Below are 25,164 nucleotides of genomic sequence, written 5' to 3'. Positions count from 1 at the left end.
TCCGGCCGTAAGCAACGCGATTTCAGAGACAGCAAGGATCAGCACCGGGATTATAGGTCCCGGACTTCCGCCCGGCCCGAGGCCGGGCATCCATCCGGGATGACAACTTGCTTGGGGATTTTCCGTGATGACCAATCTCGCCTTCGCCCTCACAGACTTCCTCGTCGTCATCGGCGTTGTAATCGGCCTCTGGCGCCTGTGGCCGCAGCGGCGGCATGGCGAGGTGCGGATGATCCGGATGGGGCTGGTGCTGATGGCACTGGCTGCCCTTGTCGGCACGATCCGCTTTGCCTCGGGCGAGGTCGACGGTCCGCTGGCAACAGCACACAGCATCGCCAGCAGCTATGCGGCCGCAGCCGGGCTTCTCCTGATCGCGACCGGTCTCGCCCTCACCGCCTTTCGCGTGCGCCTGCCTGCAGGCGTAACCCGATATATCCGTATGGGCATTCCCGTTTTCATTGCCTTCCTGCTGGTTTTTCCCGGCTCGGATACCCTCCTCGGCGCCCTGCCCGCCCTCGCCCTTCTGATCGGCCTGGCCGGCGCGGGTGCGCTGCTGACCCGGCGCGACTGGCCGGCGGGCCTGGTCTGGCTGGCCGCCTTCGGCCTTCTGGCCTTTGCCTCGCTGGCGATCGGCGGCAGCCGCGAGGCCACCACGCTGGGCCTGGCCAACTGGCACATCTATCACGCCCTGCTGGGCGTCTGGGCCGTGCTGACCGGCGAAGGGGCACGGCGGATGATGGCGCGGCCAGGCGGCTGAAGCGCTGCCCGGCCGGCCGATTTCGCATACCCGTCCCGCGCTCATAATTGACCGCGCCGCTTGACGGCGCGGCAGCGCGTGGCCACTTATCCGCCCTCCATGAGCGCCCATGACGACAACCCCGCCGCCTCCGGGGCCGATACGCCGCCGACGCGGGATCCGGTCACCGATGAAGGCCTCGACATTCTCACCTTCGGCTGCCGGCTGAACGCGTGGGAAAGCGAGGTCATGCGCAAGCATGCGCGCGAGCAGGGGCTGACCAATACGATCCTGGTGAATACCTGCGCCGTGACCAATGAGGCCGTGCGCCAGGCGCGCCAGCACATCCGCCGTGCCCGGCGCGAAAATCCCGATGCCAAGATCATCGTCACCGGCTGTGCCGCCCAGGTCGATCCGGACATGTTCGGGCGGATGCCGGAAGTCGATCGCGTGGTCGGCAATGACGACAAGCTGAAAGCGGAAACCTTCGCGCCTGCCAGCCTGCTCGGCGGTACCGAGAAAGTGCGCGTCAACGACATCATGAGCGTCACCGAGACGGCCGGCCATCTCGTGGAGGGCATGGAAGGCCGCGCCCGCGCCTATGTCCAGGTACAAAACGGCTGCGACCATCGCTGCACCTTCTGCATCATCCCCTATGGCCGCGGCAATTCGCGCTCCGTACCGCTGGGCGAAGTGGTCGACCAGATCAGGACGCTGGTCGATGCCGGCCATTCCGAAGTGGTGCTGACCGGAGTCGACCTCACCTCCTGGGGTGAGGACCTGCCCGGTAATCCGCCGCTCGGACGCCTGGTCCAGGCGATCCTGAAGCATGTGCCCGACCTGCCGCGCCTGCGCCTGTCCTCGATCGACGCGATCGAGATCGACGATGCCCTGTTCGAGGCCGTTACCGGCGAGCCGCGCGTGGCGCCCTATCTGCATCTGTCGCTGCAGGCCGGCGACGACATGATCCTCAAGCGCATGAAGCGGCGCCATCTGCGCGGCGACGCCATTGCGCTGTGCGAACGGCTCAAGGCCGCCCGTCCGGAGATCGCCTTCGGTGCCGACATGATCGCCGGTTTCCCGACCGAGACCGAGGCGATGTTCGAGAACTCGATCCGCCTGGTCGACGAGTGCCAGCTGGCCTATCTGCACGTCTTCCCGTTTTCCCCGCGCCCCGGCACGCCCGCCGCGCGCATGCCGCAGCTGGAACGCGCCGTCATCAAGGACCGCGCCAACCGGCTGCGCGCCAAGGCCGACGAGGCGCTCCAGCGCCATCTCGACGGCATGATCGGACGTGTCAGCGCGGCCCTCGTTGAGAAGCCGGGCTTTGCCCGCGCCGGCAATTTCGCCGGCATCCGCATTCCCGAAGCCGAAGTGCCGCGGGCCGGCGCCCTTGTCGATATCGACGTGACCGGGCATGACGGACGCGAACTGCAGGGGGTCATCGCCGGATGAGCGAGAAGAAACCGGGCTTCTTTTCCCGGCTGGCGCAGGGGCTGAAGCGCTCCTCCACCCAGCTGGGCGACAGCGTCACCGCCATCTTCACCAAGCGCAAGCTCGACGCCGCCGCGCTGGAGGAGCTGGAAGACGCCCTGATCGCCGCCGATCTCGGTGCCGTCGCTGCGGCACGGGTCACCGAACGCCTGGCGCGCGACCGGTTCGACAAGGAAGTGTCCGACGAAGAGGTCCGGACAGCGCTCGCAGATGTGGTCAGCGAGACACTTATGCCACTCCAATGTGAGCTCGATGTTACCGGTATGTCACCGCAAGTGGTGGTCTTTGTCGGCGTCAACGGATCCGGAAAAACCACCACGCTCGGCAAGATTGCCGTCAAGCTGAAGCGCGAGGGCCGCAACCCGCTCCTCGCCGCCGGCGACACGTTCCGCGCCGCCGCAATCGAGCAGGTTTCGGTCTGGGGCGAGCGCGCCGGAGCGCCCGTGATCAAGCGCGAGATCGGTGCCGATGCGGCCGGTCTCGCCTTCGACGCCCTGGAAACAGCCGAGCGCGACGGGCATGACGTCGTCCTCATCGACACGGCCGGCCGGCTGCAGAACAAGGCCGAGCTGATGGACGAGCTGCGCAAGGTCATCCGCGTCATCAAGAAGAAGATGCCGGACGCCCCGCACCATGTCGTGCTGGTACTGGACGGCACGGTCGGGTCGAACGCCGTCTCCCAGGCCGAAGCCTTCCTCGAGGCCGCCAATGTCACCGGCGTGGTGATGACCAAGCTGGACGGAACGGCCAAGGGCGGCGCCCTGGTGCAGGTGGCGGAAAAGTTCAAACTGCCCATCCACTATATCGGCATCGGCGAGGGCGAAGAGGATCTCCAGCCCTTCTCCGCCCGCGACTTCTCCCGCGCCCTGGCGGGTCTGGAGGACTAGCGGTTGGACGCGGTCACGCTCGCCGCGACGCTGGCCATGCTGGGCTCGGCTGCCGCGCATTCGGGCATGACGCTCCTGACCAAACAGGCCGAAGACAAGCTGGTCTTCCGCGGCCTGACCCTGGCCTTTGTCGGCCTGGCCTTCCTGCCCTGGCTCATCACCCAGCCCCTGCCGCCCTGGGAGGTCTGGCGCTTCCTGCTGGCGGGCACGGCGGTGATCTGGGCCTACAACATGCTGATGATCGCCGCCTTCAGCCATGGCGACATGAATCTCGCCTATCCGGTCATGCGCGGCAGCGCACCGGCCCTTGCGGCCCTGGCAGCGTTTGTCTTCCTGCAGGAAACCATCTCGCCCGATCAGCTGGCCGGCCTCGCCATCGCCTGTGCCGCCCTGATCGGCTTTGCCTGGCCCGAACGCGACGGCAAGCCGAAGGTGAAAGTCCTGCTGCTGGCCCTCGCCGCCGCCACGATGACCGCCGCCTACACCGTCATCGACGCCTCCGGCGTGCGCGAGAGCGGCCGCATCCTCGTCTATCTCGGCTGGTTCTTCGTCCTGTCCATCGTCACCATCCTTCCGACAGCGATCCTGCGACGGGGCCGGGCCTTCTGGCCGGCAGCCAAACGCGAAGCCCGTCCGGCGCTCTATTCAACCGTATTCAACGCCTCGACCTACGGCCTCGCGCTCTACGCCTATGCCTCCGCGCCCGTTGCGCCGATGGCCGCCCTGCGCGAACTGTCGCTCGTGTTCGGGGCGGTTCTGGCCGCGCTTGTGCTGAAGGAACCCTTCGGCCTGCGGCGGACAGTGCTTGCAATCTGCCTCGCCGCCGGGCTCGTATTGCTTCAGGTGATGTAACCAGCCGAGCGGGAGACGCGATCTTGGCCCAGACCCAGAACACGAGCGAACAGGGCTCGCGCCTGCTTATCGACGCCGGCCCGATCGGCGTCTGGATCGTCGTCTACAATCTGGCCCGCTTCGTTGCAGGAGACAGCGCGATCTACTGGGGCACAGGCGCCTACATGGTCGCCGCGACAGCCGCCGTCATCCTGTCCATCCGGGTGGAGAAACGCATCCCGCCCATGCTGATCTTCACAACGGCGCTGGTTCTCGGTTTCGGCGCGATGGGGATCTGGCTGCAGGATCCGATCTTCATCTACATCAAGCCGACCATCATCAACCTTTTCCTGTCCTACATGATCCTGATCGGGCTCTTCTTCGGTCAGAACGTCTGGAAGATCTTCTTCCAGCATATTTTCGAACTGCCCGAGCGCGCCTGGACCATCCTGGCGATCCGCTGGGCGGTGTGGTTCCAGTTCCTGGCGGGGCTGAACGAAGTGATGTGGCGGCACATTACCGACAGTGTCGTGCCGGAAAGCGCACGCTGGTTCGACGGGCTGGCCCTGTCGGAGGCTTTCTGGGCCAATGCCAAGCTGGGCGTCATCGCTCTGACACTGGCCTTCGGCGCGGCGCAACTGCCCCTGATCTTCAAGCACCAGCCGAAAAGCGACGATCCCGCCAGCGCTTAAGCCGAAAATCCGTGCTCGGATCAACGTCATTTTCGCGTTATAAATCCGCATTAGGATGAAATCGGGATCGGGCGGAGAGGGTCATGTCTCAGGACAAGCTGGACACGAAAAAATTCGACCTGGCCGAGTCGCCGGGACATCTTCTCCACCGCGCACAGCAATTCGCGGCCGAACGCTTCATGAAGGCGATGGCCGGCGCCAAGCTGACCCAGCGCCAGTTCGCCGTGCTGCACGCGACCGGCGGCAATGAGGGCCTGACCCAGACCGAACTGGTCAAGGTGACCGGGATCGATCGGTCGACCCTGGCCGAACTGGTCGCGCGCATGGTGCGCAACGGCCTCCTGGAGCGCGAGAAACTGCCCGACGACGCCCGCGCCAATGCCGTCCGGCTGACCGATGACGGCCGCGCCCTGCTGGAAGCCGCCACGCTGGGCGCGATGGAGGCCGACAAGGCGATCCTGTCGGCCCTGCCGAAGAACAAGCGGGCCAGCTTCCTGGAAACCCTCCGCCGCATCGCCCTGACCCTGGAAAAGGGCGAGGAGGAAGCCAAGAAGGCCCGCGAAAAGGCCAAGGAAAAGAAGAAGAAGGCCAAGAAGAAGGCGAAGGAAAAAGCCAAGGCCAAGGCGAAGAAGGCGGCCAAGAAGGCAAAAAAGGCGGAAAAGGCCGCCAAGGCCTCGCCGGAGCAGATGTCAGCCTAGAGCCATTTCATCGCAATCCGGGTCGACGAAACGGCTCGACTGTTTGAGCGGTCGCATTTTCGAACCGCGAAACCGGTTCCCACTTTCGCTGAAAAATGCCGGGTCCTTTGGCGGTCGCATTTTCGAACCGCGAAACCGGTTCCCACTTTCGCTGAAAATGCCGGGTCCTTTGGCGGTCGCATTTTCGAACCGCGAAACCGGTTCCCACTTTCGCTGAAAATGCTCTAGCGGCGCGCGCCACGATCCAGTGCCGGATAGATGCGATTGCGCAGCACATCGGCGGTCAGCGGTCCCGGCCAGCGCGTCAGGATCTCGCCATTTGCCGAGATCACCAGCGTCTCCGGTGCCCCGGAAATCGCCAGCGCCTGCGCCGATGCACCGTTCACATCCTGCATGATGCCCGCATAGGGATTGCCCAGCTCGGCCAAGAAAGCATTGGCGTCGTCGGGGTGATCGCGCCAGTTGATGCCGTAGATCGCATAGCCTTCGGCCTTGAGCGCCATCAGCACAGGGTGTTCGATCCGGCAAGGCGCACACCACGACCCCCAGACATTGAGCAGGTAGGCGCCGTCGATATCAGCGGGATCGAATGCCGCCTGTCCGGCGAGCGGCGCCAGGGTGAGTGCGGGCAGGGGCTCGCGCGGTGCGTGATGGTCCTGATACACCCGCCAGCCCAGCATGCCGGCCAGGGCCAGGACCGCCAGCAACGCGGCCAGGCGGATGGCCTGCATCATGCCTCGTCATTCTCCAGGCGGCGCAGGCGTTCGGTGGCGGCGCGGCGTTCCAGAAGTGCCAGAACCACCAGAGCCGCGAGGGCCAGGGCCGACAGGCCCCAGGCCGGCCAGATGAAGGCCGCATAGCCGCCCATCGCGAAGAATTCGCTCATGCGCCACTCCCCTGCGTCGACTGCGCCGCACGGGCGGCCTGCAGCTTGCGGCGCTCGATCTGTCGCGCCCGCTGGATCACGGCGCGCGAGCGCAGCCGGTAGAAGACCAGCCAGGCCGCCAGCATCGTATAGGCCAGCGCCATGATGGCGAGCGGCCAGAGCTGGCTGGAATGGATGGTGGGCCCGTCGAAACGGATCACCGAAGCCGGCTGGTGCAGGGACGACCACCAGTCGACCGAGAATTTCACGATCACCAGATTGACGACGCCCGCCATGGCAAGGACCGCACCGGCCCGCGCAGCCTGCTGGGCATCCTCAAGCGCGGCGCGCAGGGCCATATAGCCCAGATAGACCAGTAGCAGGACCAGCACGGAGGTCATCCGCGCATCCCACTCCCACCAGGTGCCCCACATCGGCTTGCCCCAGAGCGAGCCGGTGATCAGCGCCAGCACCGTGAAAACGGCCCCGACCGGCGCAATCACCTCGGCGGCCGCATCGGCCAGGGCGTGACGCCAGACGAAGAAGACGAAGCTCGCCCCGGCCAGCGCCGCATAGAGCGCCATCGCCATATAGGCCGCCGGAACATGGACATACATGATCCGCACCGTGTCGCCCTGCTGGTAGTCCGGCGGCGAGCCGAAGAAAGACAGGTAGATACCGATGCCCAGCAACAGCACGGTCAGAACGCCCAGTACCGGGATCACCCGCCGGGCTAGGCCGTCAAAACGCTGGGGGTTGGAAAAGTAGGACAGCATGGCTTCGCTGATTACTTTGGGATGCTCCGGGCGGCAAGTGCGACGGATGCGCGCTTGAAACGGTCCGGCGCGAACACGCTTCCCCTGCGGAGCGGGGGAAGTGCCGAGCGGAGTGAGGCGATGGGGGTGAGTCGGATGCGCGCTACGCGCTTCGCGGCGCTTGTGCGCCGCCCCCTCAGTCCGCTGGCGCGGACAGCTCCCCCGCAAGCGGGGCGAGCCCTTTAGCCCAGCCGGCTCTTCACGGCAGCGGCGATACCGAATGGCGCAAGAGCAATCGCTCCCAGCGATACGGCGAGGGTGAGGACGAGATTGGCCAAAGCCCGTTCGTCGCCCTCGAACCCCGCCCGCCCGGCGCCGGCGGCGAAGATCAGGACCGGTACCATCATCGGGGCGGCGATCAGCGCGATCAGGAGGCCGGAGCGGCGCACGCCGGCTGCCAGCGCACCCGCGAACCCAGCCAGAAGCACGAGCGCCGGGATCGCTGCAGCCAGCGCAGCTGCCAGCATCATGCTGGGCTGAAGCGGCACGCCATACATCAGCCCGCCCAGGAGCGCGATCACGGGCAGAGGCCACAGGGTTGCGATACCCTGTCCCAGCGTCTTGGCGAGGCAGAGCAGGGACAGGCCCATCGGCGACAGGGCGTAGAGGTCGAGCGTGCCGTCCGAAAAGTCATCGCCATAAAGGCGCTCGGCCGATTGCAGTACCGACAGGAGGGCCGCAAATCCCATCAGGCCCGGCCCCGCCGCTGCGAGGAGTTCCGGTGACGGCCCGATCGCGAGCGGCGCAAGGGTGATGGCTGCGAGGAAGAAAGCGGCCGGACCGGCCGGACCGCCGCCGCCCGACCAGGCCAGCCGCGCCTCGCGCGCAAAGACCGCACCAAGCCGGCTCACCGGTACATCCCCAGATCCAGCATTGCAGCGCCGGGCCAGTCCAGCGTCTGGTGCGTCGCGGCGATCACGCCGCCGCCGCGGCTGCGGTGCCAGGCGACCAGCTCTGCGAGCCGGTCACGGCCGGCGCCGTCGAGCGGACCGGCGGGTTCGTCGAGCAGCCAGAGCGGCCGGTTGGCCAGGGCCACGCGCACCAGGCCGGCACGCCGTTGCTGTCCGCGCGACAGCTGACCGGCCGGCCGGTCGATCAGCGCCTCGATCCCCATCACGCGCATCAGGGGCAGGATCGCCGTGCGCGGCGTGCCATGCATGTCGGCCCAGAAGCGCAAGGCGTGCCGCAGGGTCTCGTTCGGCTTGAGCCCGTCCGCATGGCCAAGCCAGCCAAGCGTATCGGCAGCAACCTGGCCGGCCGGCTGATCGCCGATCGCCACAGCACCGGCATCCGGACGTACAAGGCCGGCCAGCGCGCGCAGCAGGGTCGTCTTGCCGGTGCCATTGGGACCGACCAGGAGGAGGGCGCCGGACGGCGCAAGCGCCAGGTCCAGCCGCTCGACCAGCCGCAGCCCGCCGCGCGACAGGGAAAGCCCTGTCGCTTCAAGTGTCTGCGGAGACAGCGCCACAAGGGACGGGAATTCGGCTAGGGCGGTCGTCATGGCCAGCATGTCGCCCGAGCGGGGTTGGTTCGTCAACGCACGGAACGCCGCATTGCAGCAGCGCCCCACACCGGTTAAAACCCCGCCAAAACATACGGCCACTTCGAAATGGCCGACCTCCCACCGGGCATTCCCCGCCCCTTCGACGCCTTACGAGGATGACGCATATGGCCTCTCTCGACAGTTTTTCCTGCAAGCGCACCCTCACCGCCGCCGGTGAGACCTATACCTATTACGACCTCAAGGTCGCCGAAGCGAACGGCCTGACCGGGGTCTCCCGCCTGCCGGCCTCGCTGAAGGTGCTGCTGGAAAACCTGCTGCGCTTCGAGGACGGCAAGACCGTCACCAAGGCCGACATCGAGGCGATGGCCACCTGGCTGACCACGCGCACCTCGGAACACGAGATCGCCTATCGCCCGGCCCGCGTGGTGATGCAGGACTTCACCGGCGTTCCGGCCGTGGTCGACCTGGCCGCCATGCGCGATGCCGCCGGCAAGCTCGGCGCCGACCCGCAGCGCATCAACCCGCAAGTCCCGGTCGATCTGGTGATCGACCACTCGGTGATGGTCGACAATTTCGGCCAGGCCAACAGCTTCGCCAAGAATGTCGAGCGCGAGTACGAGCGTAATGGCGAGCGCTACAAGTTCCTGAAATGGGGCGCCAAGGCGTTCGACAATTTCCGCGTCGTCCCGCCGGGCACCGGCATCATCCACCAGGTGAACCTGGAAAACCTGGCCCAGGCCGTCTGGACCAAGGAAGAGAATGGCGAGACCGTCGCCTACCCGGATACCTGCGTGGGCACGGACAGCCACACCACCATGATCAACGGCCTGGCCGTCCTGGGCTGGGGTGTCGGCGGTATCGAGGCGGAAGCCGCGATGCTGGGCCAGCCGGTCTCCATGCTGATCCCGGAAGTCATCGGTTTCGAACTGACCGGCAAGATGCCGGAAGGCGCCACCGCCACCGACCTCGTGCTGAAGGTCGTGGAAATGCTGCGCAAGAAGGGCGTGGTGGGCAAATTCGTCGAGTTCTACGGCGAAGGCCTGGATCACCTGTCGCTGGAAGACGAGGCGACGATCGCAAACATGGCGCCGGAATACGGCGCGACCTGCGGCTTCTTCCCGGTCGACAATGAAACGCTGGACTACATGCGCGCCACCGGCCGCGACGACAAGCGCGTCGCCCTGGTCGAGGCCTATTCCAAGGCCCAGGGCATGTTCCGTCCGGACTATACCGAAGCACCGGTCTTCACCGACACGCTGCACCTGGACATGTCGACCATCGTCCCGGCCGTCTCCGGTCCGAAGCGTCCGCAGGACTGGATCGAACTGTCCAATGCCGCCGCCGGCTTCGCCAAGGTGATGCAGAGCGAGTACGGCAAGGGTGACGAGCTGGACAAGTCGGCACCGGTCGAGGGCGAGGACTATGTCTTCACCAATGGTGACGTCGCGATTGCCGCGATCACCTCGTGCACCAACACGTCCAACCCGTCCGTCCTGCTGGGCGCCGGCCTTCTGGCCCGCAACGCCCTGGCCAAGGGCCTGAAGACCAAGCCGTGGGTGAAGACCTCGCTGGCACCGGGCTCGCAGGTCGTGACCGACTATCTGGAAAAGGCCGGCCTGCAGGACGACCTGGACGCGCTGGGCTTCAACCTCGTTGGCTATGGCTGCACCACATGTATCGGCAATTCCGGCCCGCTGCCGCCGGCCATCTCCAAGACGATCAACGAGAACGATCTCGTCGCGACCGCCGTCCTGTCCGGCAACCGCAATTTCGAAGGCCGTATCTCGCCGGACGTGCGGGCCAACTACCTGGCCTCGCCGCCGCTCGTGGTCGCCTATGCGCTCGCCGGCTCGATGAAGATCAACCTCACGACCGACCCGCTCGGACAGGACCAGGACGGCAATGACGTCTATCTGAAGGACATCTGGCCGTCTTCCGCCGAGATCGCTGATGCGGTCCGCACCGCGGTAACGCCGGACATGTTCGCCAAGCGCTACGCCGACGTGTTCAAGGGCGACGAGAACTGGCGCGACATCGAGGTTACCGGCGGCCTGACCTATGAGTGGGACCACACCTCGACCTATGTCCAGAACCCGCCCTATTTCGAAGGCATGACGATGGATCCGGAAGCCCCGGGCGATGTCGTCAACGCCAAGATCATGGGTCTGTTCGGCGACTCGATCACGACCGACCACATCTCGCCGGCCGGTTCGATCAAGGCCGACAGCCCGGCGGGCCGTTACCTGCAGGAACGCCAGGTGCCGGTTCTGGAGTTCAACTCCTACGGCTCGCGCCGCGGCAATCACGAAGTGATGATGCGCGGCACCTTCGCCAACATCCGCATCAAGAACAAGATGCTGGACGGCGTTGAAGGCGGCTTCACCAAGAAGGATGGCGAGCAGAAGTTCATCTACGACGCCTGCATGGAATACCAGGCCGAGGGCACGCCGCTGGTCGTGTTCGGCGGCAAGGAATACGGCACGGGTTCGTCGCGTGACTGGGCTGCCAAGGGCACCCGCCTGCTGGGCGTGAAAGCCGTGATCGCCGAGAGCTTCGAGCGCATCCACCGCTCCAACCTGATCGGCATGGGCGTGCTGCCGCTGCAGTTCGAGGACGGCCAGTCCTGGGAAGCCCTGGGCATGACGGGCGACGAGACGGTCACGATCAAGGGCGTCGAGGCCCTCGAGCCGCGCGCGGAGATGGACATCGAGATCACCTTCCCGAACGGCGACAAGAAAATCGCCAAGGCCCGGGCCCGGATCGATACCGAGAACGAGCTCGAATACTTCCGCAATGGCGGTATCCTGCACTACGTGCTGCGCAATCTGGCGCGGGACTAGGCCAATAGTACAAAGCACGCGCTCCATCCTCCCCCTTGATGGGGGAGGTGGGCCGCGGCGCAAGCCGCGGGTCGGAGGGGGTGGGAGCGAGGTGTTTCCAATTCGCAAGCACAGGGATTCACCCCTTCCGCCCGGCTTCGCCGGGCCTTCGATGCGCCGGACATGCCACCGGCATGTCCTTTGGCATCTCAGTCCCCATCAAGGGGAAGGACTGATCGGCTCTCGACGCCGTCACGTCCAAGTGATTGGCACGCCCGGGCCGGGGTGATTATCTAGACAGCATGCGACAGCTGGTGTCCCTCTTCCTTGCCCTGGCAGCTGCCGGGCCCGCTCTTGCCGGCGAGCCGGATACGCGTGAGACCGCGTGCTGGTCGGAACGGCCGGTGCTTGTGGAACTCTTTACCAGCCAGGGCTGTCCGCTCTGCCCCGACGCCAACCGCTATCTGGGCGAGCTGGACCGCCACGAAAACGTCTTCACCCTCGCTTTCGCCGTGTCCTACTGGGACATGTATGGCTGGACCGACACCTATGCGCGGCCGGAATATGTCCAGCGCCAGCGCATGTATCTGCCCAATCTCGACGTCAGCCGTCTTTATACGCCGCAATTCGTCATCGACGGCATCACCGACGCGCCGGGCTGGAACCGCGACAAGGTTTCCGGCGCCGTCAATGAACGCCTGTGCGCCATGCCGGACAGCCCGGTCATCCGTCTGGAAGACGGCCCCTTCGGCTCCTTCATGGTGCATCTGGACGGCGAGGCCCCGGAAGAAGAGCTCGATGTCTGGCTGGTTGCCTACGCGCCGGGCTGGGCGATGGTGGAGATCGGTGCCGGCGAGAATGAGGGGCTCGACATGCCGCACTACAACATGGTCAAGAGCCTGACCTATCTGGGCTCCTGGTCAGGCGGCGAGACCGTCTACATGGGCGAGAGCTTCCGCCGTTTCGGTACCGTTGCCATCGTACAGGGCGCGGGCGGCGGCCCGATCTACGGCTACGCCCACGCCGAACCCGCCGACGAGGACGGCCGGCAGCACTAGAAGGGACACCTACCGCAGGACATGTCCCTAATCCTAGCGCGGTGCGCGCTTCGCCAGGATGCGCTGCAGGGTGCGGCGGTGCATGTTCAGGCGGCGGGCGGTTTCCGAGACATTATGATCGCACAGTTCGAAAACGCGCTGAATATGCTCCCAGCGCACCCGGTCGGCCGACATCGGGTTTTCCGGCGGTTCCGGCTTGTCTTCCGGATGGGCCAGCAGCGCCTTGATGATATCGTCGGCATCAGCCGGCTTGGACAGGTAGTCCACCGCCCCCGCCTTCACCGCAGCCACCGCCGTGGCGATATTGCCGTAGCCGGTCAGCATGACAACGCGGCAATCGGGCCGCGAGGCGTGCAGCGATTTCACGACATCCAGGCCGTCACCATCCTGCAGGCGCAGATCCAGCACCGCAAAGGCCGGCGGGTTGTTGCGCGCGACTTCCTTGGCCTCGTCGACGGATCCGACCGCGGAAACGATAAAACCCCGGCCCGTCATGGCGCGGCCGAGCCGTGTCCGGAAAGGCGCATCATCATCGAGAATGAGCAGGGATTTGTCTTCGGGAAGCTGGTATTCGATCTCGCTCACACGTCCGTCCTCGTCATTATTCCGGTGTGCAGAACCTTCACTAGCCCAGAGCGGGCGGGGCCTCCACCTCTTTGCGCGGCCAGCGGATCGAGACCACCGCGCCGCCCTGGGGGCCGGCATTGTCGAAACGCACCACACCGCCGGAGTTTTCAATCATCGTCTTGGCGATGAAAACCCCCAGTCCCAGCCCGCCCTGTCCGGGCGTTCCCGAACGGGTCGTCGTGTAGGGCTCGCCGATCCGGGACAGGATTTCCGGCGAGAAACCGGGCCCGTCATCTATCACGCGGATATAGACATTGCCCGGATCCCAGCGTCCCTCGACGGTGACGCGCGTATCGGCGAAGTCGACGGCATTCTCGATGAAATTTCCGATGCCGTAGAGAATTTCCGGCATGCGCCGCAGGACGGGCGGCTCGGATCCCTGCCCCTCGGCCAGCTGCACCTCGACCATCGGGCCCAGACCGCGCAGCGGTGTGCTGGCCTCTTCCAGCGCTGCCAGGAATTCAAGACGGTCGTGACGGATATCGCTGACCGAGCGCTCCTGGCTGAGCCGCTTGAGGATGTCGCGGCAGCGGCGGGCCTGGGCCACCATCAGCTCGGCATCCTCGCGAAGAAGCTCGTTGTCCTTGAGATCGCGCAGCATTTCCTTGGCCGTCAGCTGGATCGTGGCCAGCGGCGTGCCCAGCTCGTGGGCGGCCGCGGCCGCCAGTGCGCCCAGCGCCGAAAGACGCTGCTCCCGCGAGAGCACGCTCTGCGTGGCGGCGAGCGCCGTGGCCATGCGCTTGCCTTCCTGGCTGACCCGCCAGGAATAGACGGCGGTGAAGGCAATCGAGATAAAGATGGCCGACCACAGGCCCAGCACGTAGACGCCGGGCAGATGGATCTGCTCGCCGGCGAACCAGGGCAGCGGCAGGCTCCACAGCCACATGGCGCCGGTGCCGGCCATCGCCAGCGCCCCCACACCGATCGACCAGCGTGGCGGCAGTGCGGCGACCGAAATCATCACCGGCGCGACAAGCATGATGACAAACGGGTTCCATAACCCGCCGGTCAGCATCAGCAGGACGCACAGCTGGACCACGTCATAGCCCAGCTGGGCAAAGGCCTCCCAGTCGCGCGCGAAGCGTTGCGGCGGCACGGACAGGGTCAGCCAGGTATTGATCCAGGCACTGGCCAGGATCACGCCGAGACAGAAGCCGATCGGCAGTTCGAAACCGATCACGAAGTGAACGAGGAGAACCGTGAGGGTCTGACCGGCAACGGCCAGCCAGCGCAGCATGACGAGCGTGCGCAGGCGCAAGCGTCCGAACACCGGGGTCAGCTGGGCGTCACCGCCGTAAGGATCCCAATCCGTATCGACCATTCAGACCTCCCCGGCAGCGGGCCGGCATGGACAGACGGGGCAAGCGCGCTTACCTTCGCATCTGCAACATTCCCTTCCGGCGAGGCTTATCATGCTTCGTCCGAGTCCGGATAGACACCGACACCGGACCCACAGATGGAGCGTCCATGCCGCGTCCCGTGATCTGGCTGCTGATTGCCGCCCCGGCCACGCTGATGATCGTGTTCTTCATTCTGGTCCTCACCCGGCCGGGCGCGGAAGCGCCGCGCCAGGCGGGTGTGCGCGTCAGCGGCGAAGCGAATATCGGCGGCCCCTTCACCTTGGTCGACCAGACCGGGGCGACGGTGACCGAGGCCGATTTCCGCGGCAAGGCCATGCTGATCTATTTCGGCTACACCTACTGCCCCGATATCTGCCCGTTCTCGCTGCAGGTCATGGCCGCAGCGCTGGACCAGATGGAGCCGGAAGAGCGCGAACGGATCCAGCCGATGCTGATCACTGTCGATCCGGAACGCGACACGGTCGAACAGCTCGCCCAGTATGTGACATCGCCAGCCTTCCCGGAGGGGCTGACCGGCCTGACCGGAACAGAGGACCAGATCGCCGAGGTCACCTCGGCCTACCGGGTCGTCTACCGGCGCGCAGGCGAGGGCGACGATTATCTGATGGACCACTCGTCCATTGTTTACCTGATGGATTCCGAAGGGGAATTCGTCGATGTGTTCACCCATGGCACCGACCCCGCCGCAATGGCGTCGCGGCTGCAAGACTTCCTTGAGGAAGACGGCGCATAGTCCCCGGTCCTGAGGGGGCTGCAACACTGCGCCTGAGGAGACGCCATGCTGTACTCCATGTACGAATTCAACCGTATCGCCATCACGCCCTGGCGGGCCGCCGCCAATGCCACGCGCCGCACGCTGCGCGCGCCCTGGAACCCGGTCGGCGAGACGATGGCCGGGCGCACGATCGCGGCCGCTGCCGAGCTGTTCGAGAGCGTCACACGCCGCTATGCCAAGCCGGAATGGATGATCGACAGCACGCAGATCAATGAGCGCTGTGTCGGGGTGTCCGAAGAGGTCGTCTGGTCGAAGCCCTGGTGCGACCTGCTGCATTTCGAGCGCGACCATGATGCGCTTCTTGCCGCACGCGGGACTGACACACCTGATCCCAAAGTGCTCTTTATCGCACCCATGTCGGGCCACTACGCGACCCTTCTGCGTGGCACTGTGGAAGCTTTCCTGCCCGATCACGAGGTCTACATCACCGACTGGGCCGATGCGCGCACGGTGCCGGTGATCGAAGGCCGCTTCGATCTCGACGATTTCGTCGCCTATGTCCGCGAAATGATCGCGCTGCTCGGACCCGATGTACACGTCGTTGCAGTCTGCCAGCCCGGCCCGCCGACGCTCGGCGCCGTTTCGCTGATGGCCCAGGACAATGATCCGGCCCGTCCGGCCTCCATGACCTTCATGGGCTCGCCGATCGACACAAGGCTGTCGCCGACCGTGCCGAACAAGCTGGCCGAGGAGAAGCCCTTCGACTGGTTCGCGGGCAATCTGATCCACACGGTTCCCGCGCCCAATCCCGGCGCTTTCCGGCGTGTCTATCCCGGCTTCCTGCAGCTGGCCGGCTTCATGAACATGAATCTCGACCGCCATGTCGACGCGCACTGGAACTTCTTCACCCACCTGGTCGAAGGCGATGGCGACAGCGCCGAGAAGCACCGCACCTTCTATGACGAGTATCTGGCGGTGATGGACCTGTCCGAAGAATTCTACCTGCAGACGATCAGCGACGTGTTCCAGGAACACAAGCTGGCGCGCGGCGAGCAGGCGCATCACGGCCGTCTCGTCGATCCGTCGAAGATTGCCGATGTCGCCCTGCTCACGGTCGAAGGCGAGAATGACGACATTTCCGGCATCGGCCAGACCCAGGCCGCGCACACGCTGTGCAGCGGGCTGGAAGAGAGCCTGCGCATGGACTGGATCCAGCCGGATGTCGGCCATTACGGCGTCTTCAACGGCCGCCGCTTCCGCGAGCACATCGCGCCGAAGATGAAGGCCTTCATGCGCGAACAGGGTGCAGCCGCGCTCGCCCGCCGCTGACCCGGTTCCACGCCTGACCGGAACCCGCTGCAAACTCTGCCGGAAGCGGATCGCTCCCGGCTCCGGAGCGTTGTGACCGCCGACCGTCATTCATCGCGTTTTTTGTCGCTCACCGTTCTTTCACAACGGTTGGTCTTTCCTCAATAGCTCCCCCCCTTGTCCGCCCATTACCGTTTTCTTTTTCGTAGGTTAATGGGAGGGGGCTTTGTACACACCCATTGAAAAGGGGCGCTTGTTGCGCTCGACAATTCTGGCCGGGCTGGCGGTTGCCAGCCTGTCCGGTGCGCCCGTCTTCGCTCAGGATGCGGAACAGATTCCCGAGCAGGCCGAAGACGATGCCGAACCGGAGACGAGCGATCGTATCGTCGTTACGGGGTCGCGCATCCGCCGCGACGGCTTTAACAGCGAAATTCCGCTCGACGTGTTCACGGCGGATGACGCAGCCCTTGAGGGCAATGTCGACATCGCCGATTTCCTGCAGTCCGCGACCGTTGCGGCCGGCTCGGCCCAGGTGACCTCGGCGACATCGTCGCAATTCGTCCAGAATGGCGGCACCGGTGTGGAAACCCTGTCCCTGCGGGGGCTGGGAGCCAACCGGACACTGGTCCTCTTGAACGGGCGCCGCGCCGGTCCGGCTGGCGTGCGCGGCGGCGTGTCAGCCTTCGACCTCAACGTCATTCCGCTGGCTGCTATCGAGCGCGTCGAAGTTCTCAAGGACGGCGCCTCGTCGATCTACGGCTCGGACGCTGTGGCGGGCGTGGTGAACATCATCACCCGCCAGGAAGAAGGCGGGACGATCGACGGCTTCATCTCGGTGCCGGGGGACGGCGCTGCGGAGCAGTACCGTCTGAGCGCTTCCTATGGCTGGGAGTTCGACCGGGGCGGCTTCCGCGTCACGCTGGACGCCTTCCAGCAGCGCGAACTGGCCCAGGGCGATCGCGACTATTTCAGCTGCGGCGAACCCTATGTCTTCAATAATGACGGTTCCCGCGCCGACCTCATCGACCCGCGCACCGGCCGCTATTCGTGCGAGGACCTCTACTGGGGCCATGTCTGGGTCTATGACTACGCACCCTTCTTCGGCGACGGCACCACGAACCTGCCGCTGCAGCGCCCGCGCCTGATCCAGTATGATTATGACGGCTCCCTGGCCGCCAACGGGCTGACCCCGATCGGCACCAGCCACGCCAACCCGTTCTGGTTCACCGCTCCGACCGACGACTGGTTCCTGGTCGATCCGCGAGTGCCGGAACAGCGCGCCCTGGTCAATTACGACCACCCCTTCCAGGACGACTCGTCCATGGTGCCGGAGACCGAGCGCTACACGATCTTCGCCGACGGCCATTTCGACGTCACGGACTCGATCGAGCTCTATGGCGAAGCGCTGCTCAACCGGCGTGAGACCTATGTGAACTCCTACCGCCAGTACTGGATTTACATGTATAATGGTGAGGATCTGTGGGGCGCCTATCCGGATCCGTTCGCGGCCGGCTGGGGCGGTATGAACGAGCTCTCGCCGACCCCGATCACCGACCACAATGACAGCTCGGTCAGCATCGACTATCAGCGCTTCGTTGCCGGTCTGCGCGGCGACACGCTGTTCGGCCTGGACACCTGGAGCTGGGATATGGCCTTCCAGGTCTCGCGCTCGGAAGGCGAGTACTGGGATCAGCGCATCTATGCCGATGCGATCTATGACCAGTATTATCGCTCCGGCTCGTGCGTTGGCACACTCACCTCGATCCGTGGTGCGCCGTGTATCGATGTCGACTGGCTCGACCCGGAACTGCTGCGCGGCAATGTGCCCGACGATGTCGCCGAATATGCGTTCGGTGAGGAAACCGGCCGCACGATCTATGATCAGCGCTCCTTCGAGGCGGTCGCCAGCGGTGAGGTGTTCGACCTGCCGGCAGGCGCCGTCGCGATGGCGCTCGGCGTCCACTACCGCGAGGACGAGATCAACGACACGCCGGGCGAGCTGACGCTGTCGGGCAATGTGTGGAACTCATCCGTTGCGGGCATCACGGCGGGTTCGGACACGACCGAGGCGATCTTCGGCGAACTCAGCGTGCCGCTGCTGGCGGATTCGCGCTTTGCGGACTCGCTGGAACTGACCGTCTCCGGCCGCTACACCGATGTGGAAAGCTATGGCTCCGGCGAGACCTACAAGGTCGGTCTGAACTGGGCGATAAATGACGTCGTCCGCCTGCGGGCAACGCATGGCACGTCCTTCCGGACACCGGCCCTGTTCGAGCTCTACCTGTCGAACCAGACCGGCTTCCTCGGACAGCGCACGATCGATCCGTGTATCGACTATGCGGCAAACCTGGCCGCCAATGTGATCAGCCAGCGGGTCGCCGACAATTGCGCCGCCGACGGTCTGCCGGACGATATGAGCGGATCTGGCGCTGCGGCCACCATCGTGACCGGTGGCGGGTTCGGCGTTCTCGAAGCGGAAACCTCGGAAGCGACCAATATCGGCATCGTCCTGACGCCGCAGACCATCAATTTCCGCCTGTCGATCGACTATTACGAGATCGAGGTCAATGACGAGGTTTCACGCCTCGGCGCACCGGGTATTGTCGGCGGGTGCTACAACTCGGAAGACTTCGCCAACGAGCCGTTGTGCGATCTGTTCACCCGCAATTCGCCGACCGATCCCGGCCCGTACCTGATCAATACGGTCCGCGACAGCTTCATCAACGTCAACAGCCAGATAAACCGGGGCGTCGACATCAATGCCGACTATCTCCACCAGTTCGACTTCGGCGATCTGTCGGTCAATCTGAGCGCGGCCTACCAGCTGGAGGACAAGACCGACCTGCTGGGCGGTGTCGTGGCCGACTTCAACGGCGAGGGCGGCGATCCCAAACTGGTCGGCGATCTCAGCTTCACCTTCGTGCGCAATGACTGGACCGCCTATTGGGGCATGCGCTACGTGGGCCCGACCTCGAACCGGGAATCCTACGGCATTGCCGCGCAGACCTATGTCGGCCAGCCCGTGAACTACAAGCTGTGGACCGAGACGACGATCTATCACAACGTCTCGCTTCAGCGGACATTCGGCGACTGGTCGGCCCGGGTCGGCGTGTCGAACGTGTTCGACGAACACCCGCCCTCCGTGACCGCCATCTCCGGTGAATACAACACGGTCGGCCGTTCCGCCTTCTACAGCCAGTATGACTGGTTCGGACGGCGCTTCTTCGCCAACATCGTGCGCACCTTCTAGGCCGCACGCCTGATCGAGACTATCGGGGCGGCGGCCATGGCGGCTGCCGCCCCTTTTGCATCCGATGCGACAGGAGGGATACATGCCGCTGATCCGAATGCACGCCGACAATCTGGACGCCCGCAATACCGAGTTTGACCAGCGACCGCTCACGCGCCCCGTTTTCCTGAATTCCGTGCCCAAGTCCGGCACGCATCTTCTGCGCAATGTGATGCGCATGTTCGTACCGGTCGAGCAGCACTACCCCGCCGCCTTCATCCAGCACCCGATCCTGGCCCAGCACCGCAAGGCCTTCGACGCCGAGGCGCCGAAGCTGAGCTGGGGGCATCTCCTCTTCTCCGATCTATCGGCGATCGCGCTGAAAGGCGTGCGCCATATCCTGCTGGTCCGCGACCCCTATGACTGGGTGATCGCCCGGGCGCGGTTTTTCCTGTCCGACACATTCCAGGCCAATCTGGAGCACCTGAAGAAGGACGCGGTGAGCGTCGAGGACATGCTGAACATGATGATTTTCGGCATTCCGGGCAAAGCGCCCACCCTGTCGGAAATCTATACGCACAACGCCGTCTCCTGGCTGGGAACGGGGATCCAGCTCGTGCGCTATGAGGAATTGGCGGCACACTGCAACGCGCCCGACACGCTGGATGCCCATGCCTATTTTGCGCGTCTGCTGGATGCCGCCGGTCTGGGCGAACTGCCTGAAGACTGGCGGAACCGCGTGCGGGTTGGTGCCGATCGCGGCCAGAGCGGCACGGCGCGGGAAAATCTCGCGGGCCGGAGCACGGCGTTTCCCGACACCCTGCCCGACACCCAGAAACGTCTGGTGGACTATGCCGCACCGGGGCTTCGGGCTCTGCTGGGCTACGGCAACAGCCCCGTCTGAAATGCAAAAGGGCGCCCGCTTCCGGGCGCCCTTCGAGCTGTTGCCGGCGGTCGCCGCTATTGCGGCGCGTCGGCGCTGAACGTGATCCCCAGTGCATTATAGTCGAACGTGTCGCTCTCGACCTGCTCGGCAATCGTGCCGATGCTGACCGGTTCCGGCGGCGTCACATCGATCGTCAGGCTGCCGCCATTATTGATGAACTGGGTAAGCGCTCCGGACAGCTGGGAGAGCAGCGGGCGCGGGATTTCCGGCGGCGCAGACATCATGCCCATGCCGACCATGGCCGCAGTCTGCATCCGCAACTCGTCGGTCGTGATGCCCTGGGCCGCGGCACCGGCTTCCAGGGCCCGCTCGAGCAGGGACTGATCGACGATGCGAAGGGACATATTGTACAGGATCAACGGTGCCATCATCTCCAGAACGGCATCGGCGTCTTCGGACGGCGCTTCCTTGGCACCCTCGCCGAAGCGTTCGGCCATTTCCGGCAGGGCGGCGTAGTATTCGTCATACCCGCCGAAATCCTGCGTCATTTCCATGCGAACGCCGTCGCGCAGTTGCAGATAATTATCGCCGATGGTCTGCATCCGGCCCGTGCTCTCGTCATAGACGGCGCTAGAGGCCATGCTCAGCTCAAGGCTCTCATAGCCCAGCATGCCGATTGCGGTGGCGACCTGGGCGCCGGCTTCCTGCGCCGCGTCCGGAACGATACGAGCCGAGTCGAGCGCGAAATCCCATGTATAGCGGGATCCGGCCTTGTTGATCGTGCCGACCAGATTATCGAGTGCAAAGCCGACGCCTTCCGCCGAGCCTTCGAGCCCGCGCATGGCGAAACGGTCGAACAGGTCCAGCTGCGGCGAGAAGGCGGTGCGGTAGTACGCGCTCATCACCTCGTCCTCGTCCGCACCGCTGGCGATGGCTTCCACGAGTTCGGAATAGGCGCTGGACTGGAAGCCGGTCACGGACAGCTCGCCCAGACGGAAACTCACGGGCGCGCCTTCGGACATGGCGTCGACGGAGACATTCATCAGTGCCATCCGGCCCAGCTCGACATCGCCGAAGTCCTGCAGGATGAATTGTTCAACGGAAATGTCGAACGGGCCTTCGCCGTCATCGCCCTGCACGCCAAAGCCTTCAAAGCCGAGAGACTCGAAGCGATAGGCCGACCAGTCGGGATCGAAGTCATCCTGCCCCGACAGCATGCGCGCCAGATCGGCCGCCATCGCGGTATTGGGGCCGTCGACCGCAATCCGGGCAATTTCCACATGGCCGCCATCGGCATCGATCATCGACAGCCCTTCGACCGCGAAGGCGTCGAACACCACATCGTCGTCGGAATTGATGCGCGGCGCTTCGAAAATCATCCGCGCGATGTTCATTTCCCCGGGACCGTCGACGTCGACATCTTCGTTCTCGATGTCGAGATTGCGGACCACAACATCGGACAGGATATAGCGGCCGCGCGACCAGGACGCGTCGGCATAGCTGAAGTCTTCACTGGCGCTGCCGATAAGGCCCATGCGCGTCAGCGCGGCCTCCGCATCGGCACGGCTCTGGGCCAGGGCGCTGCCAGCCGGCAATGCGGTCACGACCAGGCCGGACAGGGCGAGCGCGGGCAGGATTTGAGATCTCATGGGTCCCCTCTTTCGATGACAGGAGTTCGTACCGGTCCCTCGGCACGCAACCTAGCACCGTGCCTGCGCGGCGTCCTGCAAAACAGGTGTAATTACGCAGGGGATTACTCGCTGTCGGGTCCCCCCAGACCGGCCAGGAAAGCGGCGATCGGATCGCGCGGCTCCTCGCGCTCGGCCGGGGTAGCGACCGTTTCGGCATCGCCAACCTGCGGCGCGATGGCCGGCCCGTCTCCGGCGGGGCGCGAATGGCCGCTGGCCAGGCCGCTGTGCGGCGCCGATTGCATGTAGGCGCTGAAGATCAGGGCCGGCGGACCGCCCCCCGTCGCGTGATCGGTCGGCGCATTATCGTCATTGCCGGTCCAGATGGCCGTCACCACGTCCGCGCCATAACCGGCAAACCAGGCGTCGCGGAAATCATTCGTGGTGCCCGTCTTGCCGCCGGTCTCCAGACCGGGCACCGCGGCATTGCGGCCCGTGCCCCACACCACGACGGCGCGCAGCAGGTCCTGCATGCGCGCCACGGTCCGTTCATCCAGCACGCGGCGGTCGGCCGGTGGCGGCGTTTCGAACAGCAGGTCGCCCGCTTCGGTCTCGATGGAGATGATACCGAAAGGCGAGACCCGGTAGCCGCCATTGGCGAAGGGTGCGTAGGCACCGGCCAGCTCCAGCGGCGTAACTTCATAGGCGCCCAGCGCCAGGGAGCGGTCGGCCCGCATCGGGCTTTCCATGCCCAGCCGGCGCGTCAGCCGGGCAACATGGCCCCGGCCGGTCTCCTCGGCGATCTGCACGGCAATGGAATTGGAGGACCGCGCGAAGGCTTCGCGCAGGGTCATCTCGCCGCGATATGTGTCGTTGTAGTTCTGCGGCTCCCAGTCCCCGACACGCACGGGGCGGTCGTCGCGCACATCGTCCGGCGACAGGCCGGCTTCGAAGGCCGAGGCATAGACGAAGGCCTTGAAGGCCGAACCGGGCTGGCGGCTCGCCAGGATCGCGCGATTGAATTGCGAGCGGACATAGGACCGTCCGCCGACCATGGCACGCACGGACCCGTCATGCGCTAGCGAGACCAGTGCGCCCTCGCTGACCCCGGCGGCACGGGCCGGATCGGCAAGCACGCCTTCCAGCGCGGCTTCGGCGGCGCGCTGGGCATCGACGTCGAGCGTCGTGCGCACCACCAGATCGCCATGGCTGGGACCGGCGATTTCGCGGACGGACGGGAAAATCCAGTCGATGAAATACTGCGCGCCCGGGCTCGACGCGCCACGCGATACGCGGATCGGCGTGCTGGCAGCCGCAACGCGTTCGGCCTCGGTGATGCGGCCGGTCTGCATCATCAGGTCGAGCACGACCGTGGCCCGCGCCGCGGCACGGCGGGCATCATTGACCGGGCTGTAGCGCGAGGGCGCCTTCAGAAGCCCGGCCAGCAGGGCCGCCTCGCCCAGCGACACCTCGCTGGCGGGCTTGCCGAAATAGCGCAGCGACGCGGCCTCGATGCCATAGGCCCCGCCGCCAAAATAGACGCGGTTGAGATAGAGCTCGAGGATCTCGTCCTTGGTGAAGCGGCTCTCCAGCCAGAAGGCCAGCATCATTTCCTGCAGCTTGCGGCGCCAGGTGCGCTCGGGCGACAGGAAGAGGTTCTTGGCCAGCTGCTGGGTCAGGGTCGACCCGCCCTGGACGATATGACCGGCCCGGATATTGGCCAGCATGGCCCGCGACAGGCCGATCACGTCGACCCCGGGGTGGCTGTAGAAGCGCCGGTCCTCGACCGCCAGCACGGCATCGACCAGGTAGGGCGGCAGGTCCGCCACCGCGACTTCGTGACCATGGGCGGATCCGCGGCGTGCAATCAGGCGGCCGCGATGGTCCAGGAAGGCGATGGTCGATGAGCGCTCGACGGCGGCCAGGCTAGACGTGTCGGGCAGGTCGCGCGCGACGGATACCAGAAGCGCGGCGACGGCCAGGGCCCCGACGACGAAAAGGGCCGCAAAGACCCGCCACAGCGGCAGACCCGGCTTGCCCCCACGCCGGCGTCTGCGGCGCGCGGGCGCCGGGCGGGCGCGGTCGGCCGCAGGGGCATTTCGGGGCCGGCGGGCCATGGCATTTCCTGTGTGAATCCGGACGCACTATCTGCCGCCGCCAGGGTTAATTCCCCATGAATGAAGCCGGTGGCACGGAACGGCTGGCGCAGCTGCGCGTTGAATACACGAGCGGCAAGGAGGCCCGTCATGTCCAGGCTGACACACTTGGCCGGCGCCGCGCTGGGAGGCCTGCTGATTGCAGGTTTCGTCCAGCCCCCGGTGCTCGAACTGCACAATCGCCCGCCGGAAACGGCGACCGCGATGCCGGTTTCGACCGCCACACTTGAAGCCCTGTCCGTGACGGACAGGACCGGGATCGCCCGCGGTCATGTCATCACCGTCCTGAGACGGCCCGATGACAGCATCGCCGCTCTGGAAATCGCCTGGACGGGACCGGATGCCATTCCGGGCATGACGATCGAACACGCCGTCGGCTTTCTCGACTACCGGCCGGACGCCAACACGATCGTCGCCCATCAAAGCTGGTCCGAACTCGTGGCCGGATACCGCGCAGCCCGCGCGGAACCGGCCCCGGAACCGCCGCGCGCCGGCACGATCTGACGCCGCCGGGTCCGTCACTGGATAAGACGCTAGAAAAAGGAGTCCGTCATGCTCAGCTGGGCAATTCTGTTCTTCATCTTTGCGGTTGTCGCCGCTGTCCTGGGATTCGGTGGGATGGCCAGTGCTTTTGCCGGCATCGCGCAGATCCTGTTCGTGGTGTTCCTGGCGCTGTTTGTCCTGGCGCTCGTCGCCCGGGCGATCCGCGGCCAGTCGCCGCCCGTCTAAACCGGCCCGGCCGCAAACGGCCAGCTGGAAGAAAGACGCGCTCCGGGATATCCGGGGCGCGTTTTTTGATGGTCAGGCGGGCTTGCGCGGGGCGGCGCCTGACGTCACCATTGGAGCTCCACAAGG

The 25,164-nt window shown here is 65.5% G+C and carries 23 protein-coding genes; 14 read left to right on the top strand and 9 right to left on the bottom strand.

Features of this window, described 5'->3' with window-relative positions; genetic code table 11:
* Positions 1 to 127 precede the first annotated feature (127 nt).
* From JJ918_RS01355 to JJ918_RS01330, 6 genes are all read left to right on the top strand, one after another.
* On the top strand, positions 128 to 757 hold the full coding sequence (locus tag JJ918_RS01355) for a hypothetical protein (protein WP_291882309.1): 630 nt from the start codon (positions 128 to 130) through the stop codon (positions 755 to 757).
* A gap of 99 nt (positions 758 to 856) precedes the next feature.
* Complete coding sequence (mtaB, locus tag JJ918_RS01350; RefSeq protein WP_367277617.1) at positions 857 to 2,191, top strand: tRNA (N(6)-L-threonylcarbamoyladenosine(37)-C(2))-methylthiotransferase MtaB; 1,335 nt, start codon at positions 857 to 859, stop codon at positions 2,189 to 2,191.
* A complete protein-coding gene (ftsY, locus tag JJ918_RS01345) occupies positions 2,188 to 3,117 on the top strand; it encodes a signal recognition particle-docking protein FtsY (protein WP_291882305.1) in 930 nt (309 codons plus the stop codon). The genes mtaB and ftsY overlap by 4 nt, the downstream gene beginning before the upstream one ends.
* A gap of 3 nt (positions 3,118 to 3,120) precedes the next feature.
* Positions 3,121 to 3,969, top strand: a complete 849-nt coding sequence (locus JJ918_RS01340; protein WP_291882303.1) for an EamA family transporter — start codon at positions 3,121 to 3,123, stop codon at positions 3,967 to 3,969.
* Between the two features lie 23 nt (positions 3,970 to 3,992).
* Complete coding sequence (locus JJ918_RS01335) at positions 3,993 to 4,640, top strand: septation protein IspZ (RefSeq protein ID WP_291882302.1); 648 nt, start codon at positions 3,993 to 3,995, stop codon at positions 4,638 to 4,640.
* Between the two features lie 83 nt (positions 4,641 to 4,723).
* Positions 4,724 to 5,338, top strand: a complete 615-nt coding sequence (locus tag JJ918_RS01330; RefSeq protein WP_291882300.1) for a MarR family transcriptional regulator — start codon at positions 4,724 to 4,726, stop codon at positions 5,336 to 5,338.
* Between the two features lie 224 nt (positions 5,339 to 5,562).
* Here JJ918_RS01330 and JJ918_RS01325 read toward each other — a convergent pair whose 3' ends face one another.
* The 5 genes from JJ918_RS01325 to ccmA all read right to left on the bottom strand — a co-directional run bounded on the left by JJ918_RS01325 (position 5,563) and on the right by ccmA (position 8,555).
* The gene (locus JJ918_RS01325) at positions 5,563 to 6,072 is read right to left on the bottom strand and encodes a redoxin family protein (RefSeq protein WP_291882298.1); all 510 of its coding nucleotides are present in this window, start codon (positions 6,070 to 6,072) and stop codon (positions 5,563 to 5,565) included.
* Positions 6,069 to 6,224, bottom strand: coding sequence for a heme exporter protein CcmD (ccmD, locus tag JJ918_RS01320; protein WP_291882296.1), 156 nt, complete (start codon positions 6,222 to 6,224; stop codon positions 6,069 to 6,071). The genes JJ918_RS01325 and ccmD overlap by 4 nt, the downstream gene beginning before the upstream one ends.
* Positions 6,221 to 6,979, bottom strand: a complete 759-nt coding sequence (gene ccmC / locus JJ918_RS01315) for a heme ABC transporter permease CcmC (protein ID WP_291882294.1) — start codon at positions 6,977 to 6,979, stop codon at positions 6,221 to 6,223. Before ccmC ends, ccmD begins: the two co-directional genes overlap by 4 nt.
* 221 nt (positions 6,980 to 7,200) lie before the next feature.
* Positions 7,201 to 7,869: a heme exporter protein CcmB gene (locus JJ918_RS01310; protein WP_291882292.1), complete on the bottom strand. Its 669-nt coding sequence runs from the start codon at positions 7,867 to 7,869 to the stop codon at positions 7,201 to 7,203.
* Entirely contained in the window at positions 7,866 to 8,555 is a 690-nt protein-coding gene (ccmA, locus tag JJ918_RS01305) for a heme ABC exporter ATP-binding protein CcmA (protein WP_291882290.1), read from the bottom strand. The genes JJ918_RS01310 and ccmA overlap by 4 nt, the downstream gene beginning before the upstream one ends.
* A gap of 122 nt (positions 8,556 to 8,677) precedes the next feature.
* Here ccmA and acnA point away from each other — a divergent pair, with 122 nt between their 5' ends.
* Together acnA and JJ918_RS01295 are read left to right on the top strand one after the other, a co-directional pair.
* Entirely contained in the window at positions 8,678 to 11,362 is a 2,685-nt protein-coding gene (acnA, locus tag JJ918_RS01300) for an aconitate hydratase AcnA (protein ID WP_367277612.1), read from the top strand.
* Positions 11,363 to 11,655: 293 nt separating this feature from the next.
* A complete protein-coding gene (locus JJ918_RS01295; RefSeq protein ID WP_291882285.1) occupies positions 11,656 to 12,399 on the top strand; it encodes a thioredoxin family protein in 744 nt (247 codons plus the stop codon).
* 33 nt (positions 12,400 to 12,432) lie between these two features.
* On the opposite strand, the gene JJ918_RS01290 is transcribed toward JJ918_RS01295, so the two are convergent.
* The gene (locus tag JJ918_RS01290; protein ID WP_271187123.1) at positions 12,433 to 12,984 is read right to left on the bottom strand and encodes an ActR/PrrA/RegA family redox response regulator transcription factor; all 552 of its coding nucleotides are present in this window, start codon (positions 12,982 to 12,984) and stop codon (positions 12,433 to 12,435) included.
* Positions 12,985 to 13,024: 40 nt separating this feature from the next.
* On the bottom strand, positions 13,025 to 14,347 hold the full coding sequence (locus JJ918_RS01285; RefSeq protein ID WP_291882279.1) for an ActS/PrrB/RegB family redox-sensitive histidine kinase: 1,323 nt from the start codon (positions 14,345 to 14,347) through the stop codon (positions 13,025 to 13,027).
* Between the two features lie 146 nt (positions 14,348 to 14,493).
* Here JJ918_RS01285 and JJ918_RS01280 point away from each other — a divergent pair, with 146 nt between their 5' ends.
* The 4 genes from JJ918_RS01280 to JJ918_RS01265 all read left to right on the top strand — a co-directional run bounded on the left by JJ918_RS01280 (position 14,494) and on the right by JJ918_RS01265 (position 20,543).
* Positions 14,494 to 15,120: an SCO family protein gene (locus JJ918_RS01280; RefSeq protein WP_291882276.1), complete on the top strand. Its 627-nt coding sequence runs from the start codon at positions 14,494 to 14,496 to the stop codon at positions 15,118 to 15,120.
* Positions 15,121 to 15,165: 45 nt separating this feature from the next.
* Positions 15,166 to 16,431: a polyhydroxyalkanoate depolymerase gene (locus JJ918_RS01275; protein WP_291882274.1), complete on the top strand. Its 1,266-nt coding sequence runs from the start codon at positions 15,166 to 15,168 to the stop codon at positions 16,429 to 16,431.
* A gap of 205 nt (positions 16,432 to 16,636) precedes the next feature.
* A complete protein-coding gene (locus JJ918_RS01270; protein WP_291882272.1) occupies positions 16,637 to 19,660 on the top strand; it encodes a TonB-dependent siderophore receptor in 3,024 nt (1,007 codons plus the stop codon).
* Between the two features lie 82 nt (positions 19,661 to 19,742).
* The gene (locus JJ918_RS01265) at positions 19,743 to 20,543 is read left to right on the top strand and encodes a hypothetical protein (RefSeq protein WP_291882270.1); all 801 of its coding nucleotides are present in this window, start codon (positions 19,743 to 19,745) and stop codon (positions 20,541 to 20,543) included.
* Between the two features lie 56 nt (positions 20,544 to 20,599).
* Here JJ918_RS01265 and JJ918_RS01260 read toward each other — a convergent pair whose 3' ends face one another.
* Positions 20,600 to 22,174, bottom strand: coding sequence for a hypothetical protein (locus tag JJ918_RS01260; protein WP_291882268.1), 1,575 nt, complete (start codon positions 22,172 to 22,174; stop codon positions 20,600 to 20,602).
* A gap of 104 nt (positions 22,175 to 22,278) precedes the next feature.
* On the bottom strand, positions 22,279 to 24,270 hold the full coding sequence (locus JJ918_RS01255; protein WP_291882266.1) for a transglycosylase domain-containing protein: 1,992 nt from the start codon (positions 24,268 to 24,270) through the stop codon (positions 22,279 to 22,281).
* A gap of 129 nt (positions 24,271 to 24,399) precedes the next feature.
* On the opposite strand from JJ918_RS01255, the gene JJ918_RS01250 reads away from it, so the two are divergent.
* Together JJ918_RS01250 and JJ918_RS01245 are read left to right on the top strand one after the other, a co-directional pair.
* Entirely contained in the window at positions 24,400 to 24,813 is a 414-nt protein-coding gene (locus JJ918_RS01250; RefSeq protein ID WP_291882264.1) for a hypothetical protein, read from the top strand.
* A 48-nt stretch (positions 24,814 to 24,861) separates the two neighbouring features.
* Complete coding sequence (locus tag JJ918_RS01245; RefSeq protein WP_291882261.1) at positions 24,862 to 25,038, top strand: DUF1328 domain-containing protein; 177 nt, start codon at positions 24,862 to 24,864, stop codon at positions 25,036 to 25,038.
* The last annotated feature ends 126 nt before the right edge of the window (positions 25,039 to 25,164 follow it).

The organism is Maricaulis sp., assembly GCF_017642925.1.
In the GTDB taxonomy this organism is placed as follows: domain Bacteria; phylum Pseudomonadota; class Alphaproteobacteria; order Caulobacterales; family Maricaulaceae; genus Maricaulis.
Note: the sequence above shows the minus strand (reverse complement) of the source record. Positions and strands in the feature narration are given on the sequence as shown.

What these genes read in the sequence shown, in the direction of transcription:
- JJ918_RS01355 (WP_291882309.1), top strand. Translation starts at nt 128, where the DNA reads ATGACCAATCTCGCCTTCGCCCTCACAGACTTCCTCGTCGTCATCGGC.
- mtaB (WP_367277617.1), top strand. Translation starts at nt 857, where the DNA reads ATGAGCGCCCATGACGACAACCCCGCCGCCTCCGGGGCCGATACGCCG.
- ftsY (WP_291882305.1), top strand. Translation starts at nt 2,188, where the DNA reads ATGAGCGAGAAGAAACCGGGCTTCTTTTCCCGGCTGGCGCAGGGGCTG.
- JJ918_RS01330 (WP_291882300.1), top strand. Translation starts at nt 4,724, where the DNA reads ATGTCTCAGGACAAGCTGGACACGAAAAAATTCGACCTGGCCGAGTCG.
- JJ918_RS01325 (WP_291882298.1), bottom strand. Translation starts at nt 6,072, where the DNA reads ATGATGCAGGCCATCCGCCTGGCCGCGTTGCTGGCGGTCCTGGCCCTG.
- ccmD (WP_291882296.1), bottom strand. Translation starts at nt 6,224, where the DNA reads ATGAGCGAATTCTTCGCGATGGGCGGCTATGCGGCCTTCATCTGGCCG.
- ccmC (WP_291882294.1), bottom strand. Translation starts at nt 6,979, where the DNA reads ATGCTGTCCTACTTTTCCAACCCCCAGCGTTTTGACGGCCTAGCCCGG.
- acnA (WP_367277612.1), top strand. Translation starts at nt 8,678, where the DNA reads ATGACGCATATGGCCTCTCTCGACAGTTTTTCCTGCAAGCGCACCCTC.
- JJ918_RS01285 (WP_291882279.1), bottom strand. Translation starts at nt 14,347, where the DNA reads ATGGTCGATACGGATTGGGATCCTTACGGCGGTGACGCCCAGCTGACC.
- JJ918_RS01280 (WP_291882276.1), top strand. Translation starts at nt 14,494, where the DNA reads ATGCCGCGTCCCGTGATCTGGCTGCTGATTGCCGCCCCGGCCACGCTG.
- JJ918_RS01275 (WP_291882274.1), top strand. Translation starts at nt 15,166, where the DNA reads ATGCTGTACTCCATGTACGAATTCAACCGTATCGCCATCACGCCCTGG.
- JJ918_RS01265 (WP_291882270.1), top strand. Translation starts at nt 19,743, where the DNA reads ATGCCGCTGATCCGAATGCACGCCGACAATCTGGACGCCCGCAATACC.
- JJ918_RS01260 (WP_291882268.1), bottom strand. Translation starts at nt 22,174, where the DNA reads ATGAGATCTCAAATCCTGCCCGCGCTCGCCCTGTCCGGCCTGGTCGTG.
- JJ918_RS01255 (WP_291882266.1), bottom strand. Translation starts at nt 24,270, where the DNA reads ATGGCCCGCCGGCCCCGAAATGCCCCTGCGGCCGACCGCGCCCGCCCG.
- JJ918_RS01250 (WP_291882264.1), top strand. Translation starts at nt 24,400, where the DNA reads ATGTCCAGGCTGACACACTTGGCCGGCGCCGCGCTGGGAGGCCTGCTG.
- JJ918_RS01245 (WP_291882261.1), top strand. Translation starts at nt 24,862, where the DNA reads ATGCTCAGCTGGGCAATTCTGTTCTTCATCTTTGCGGTTGTCGCCGCT.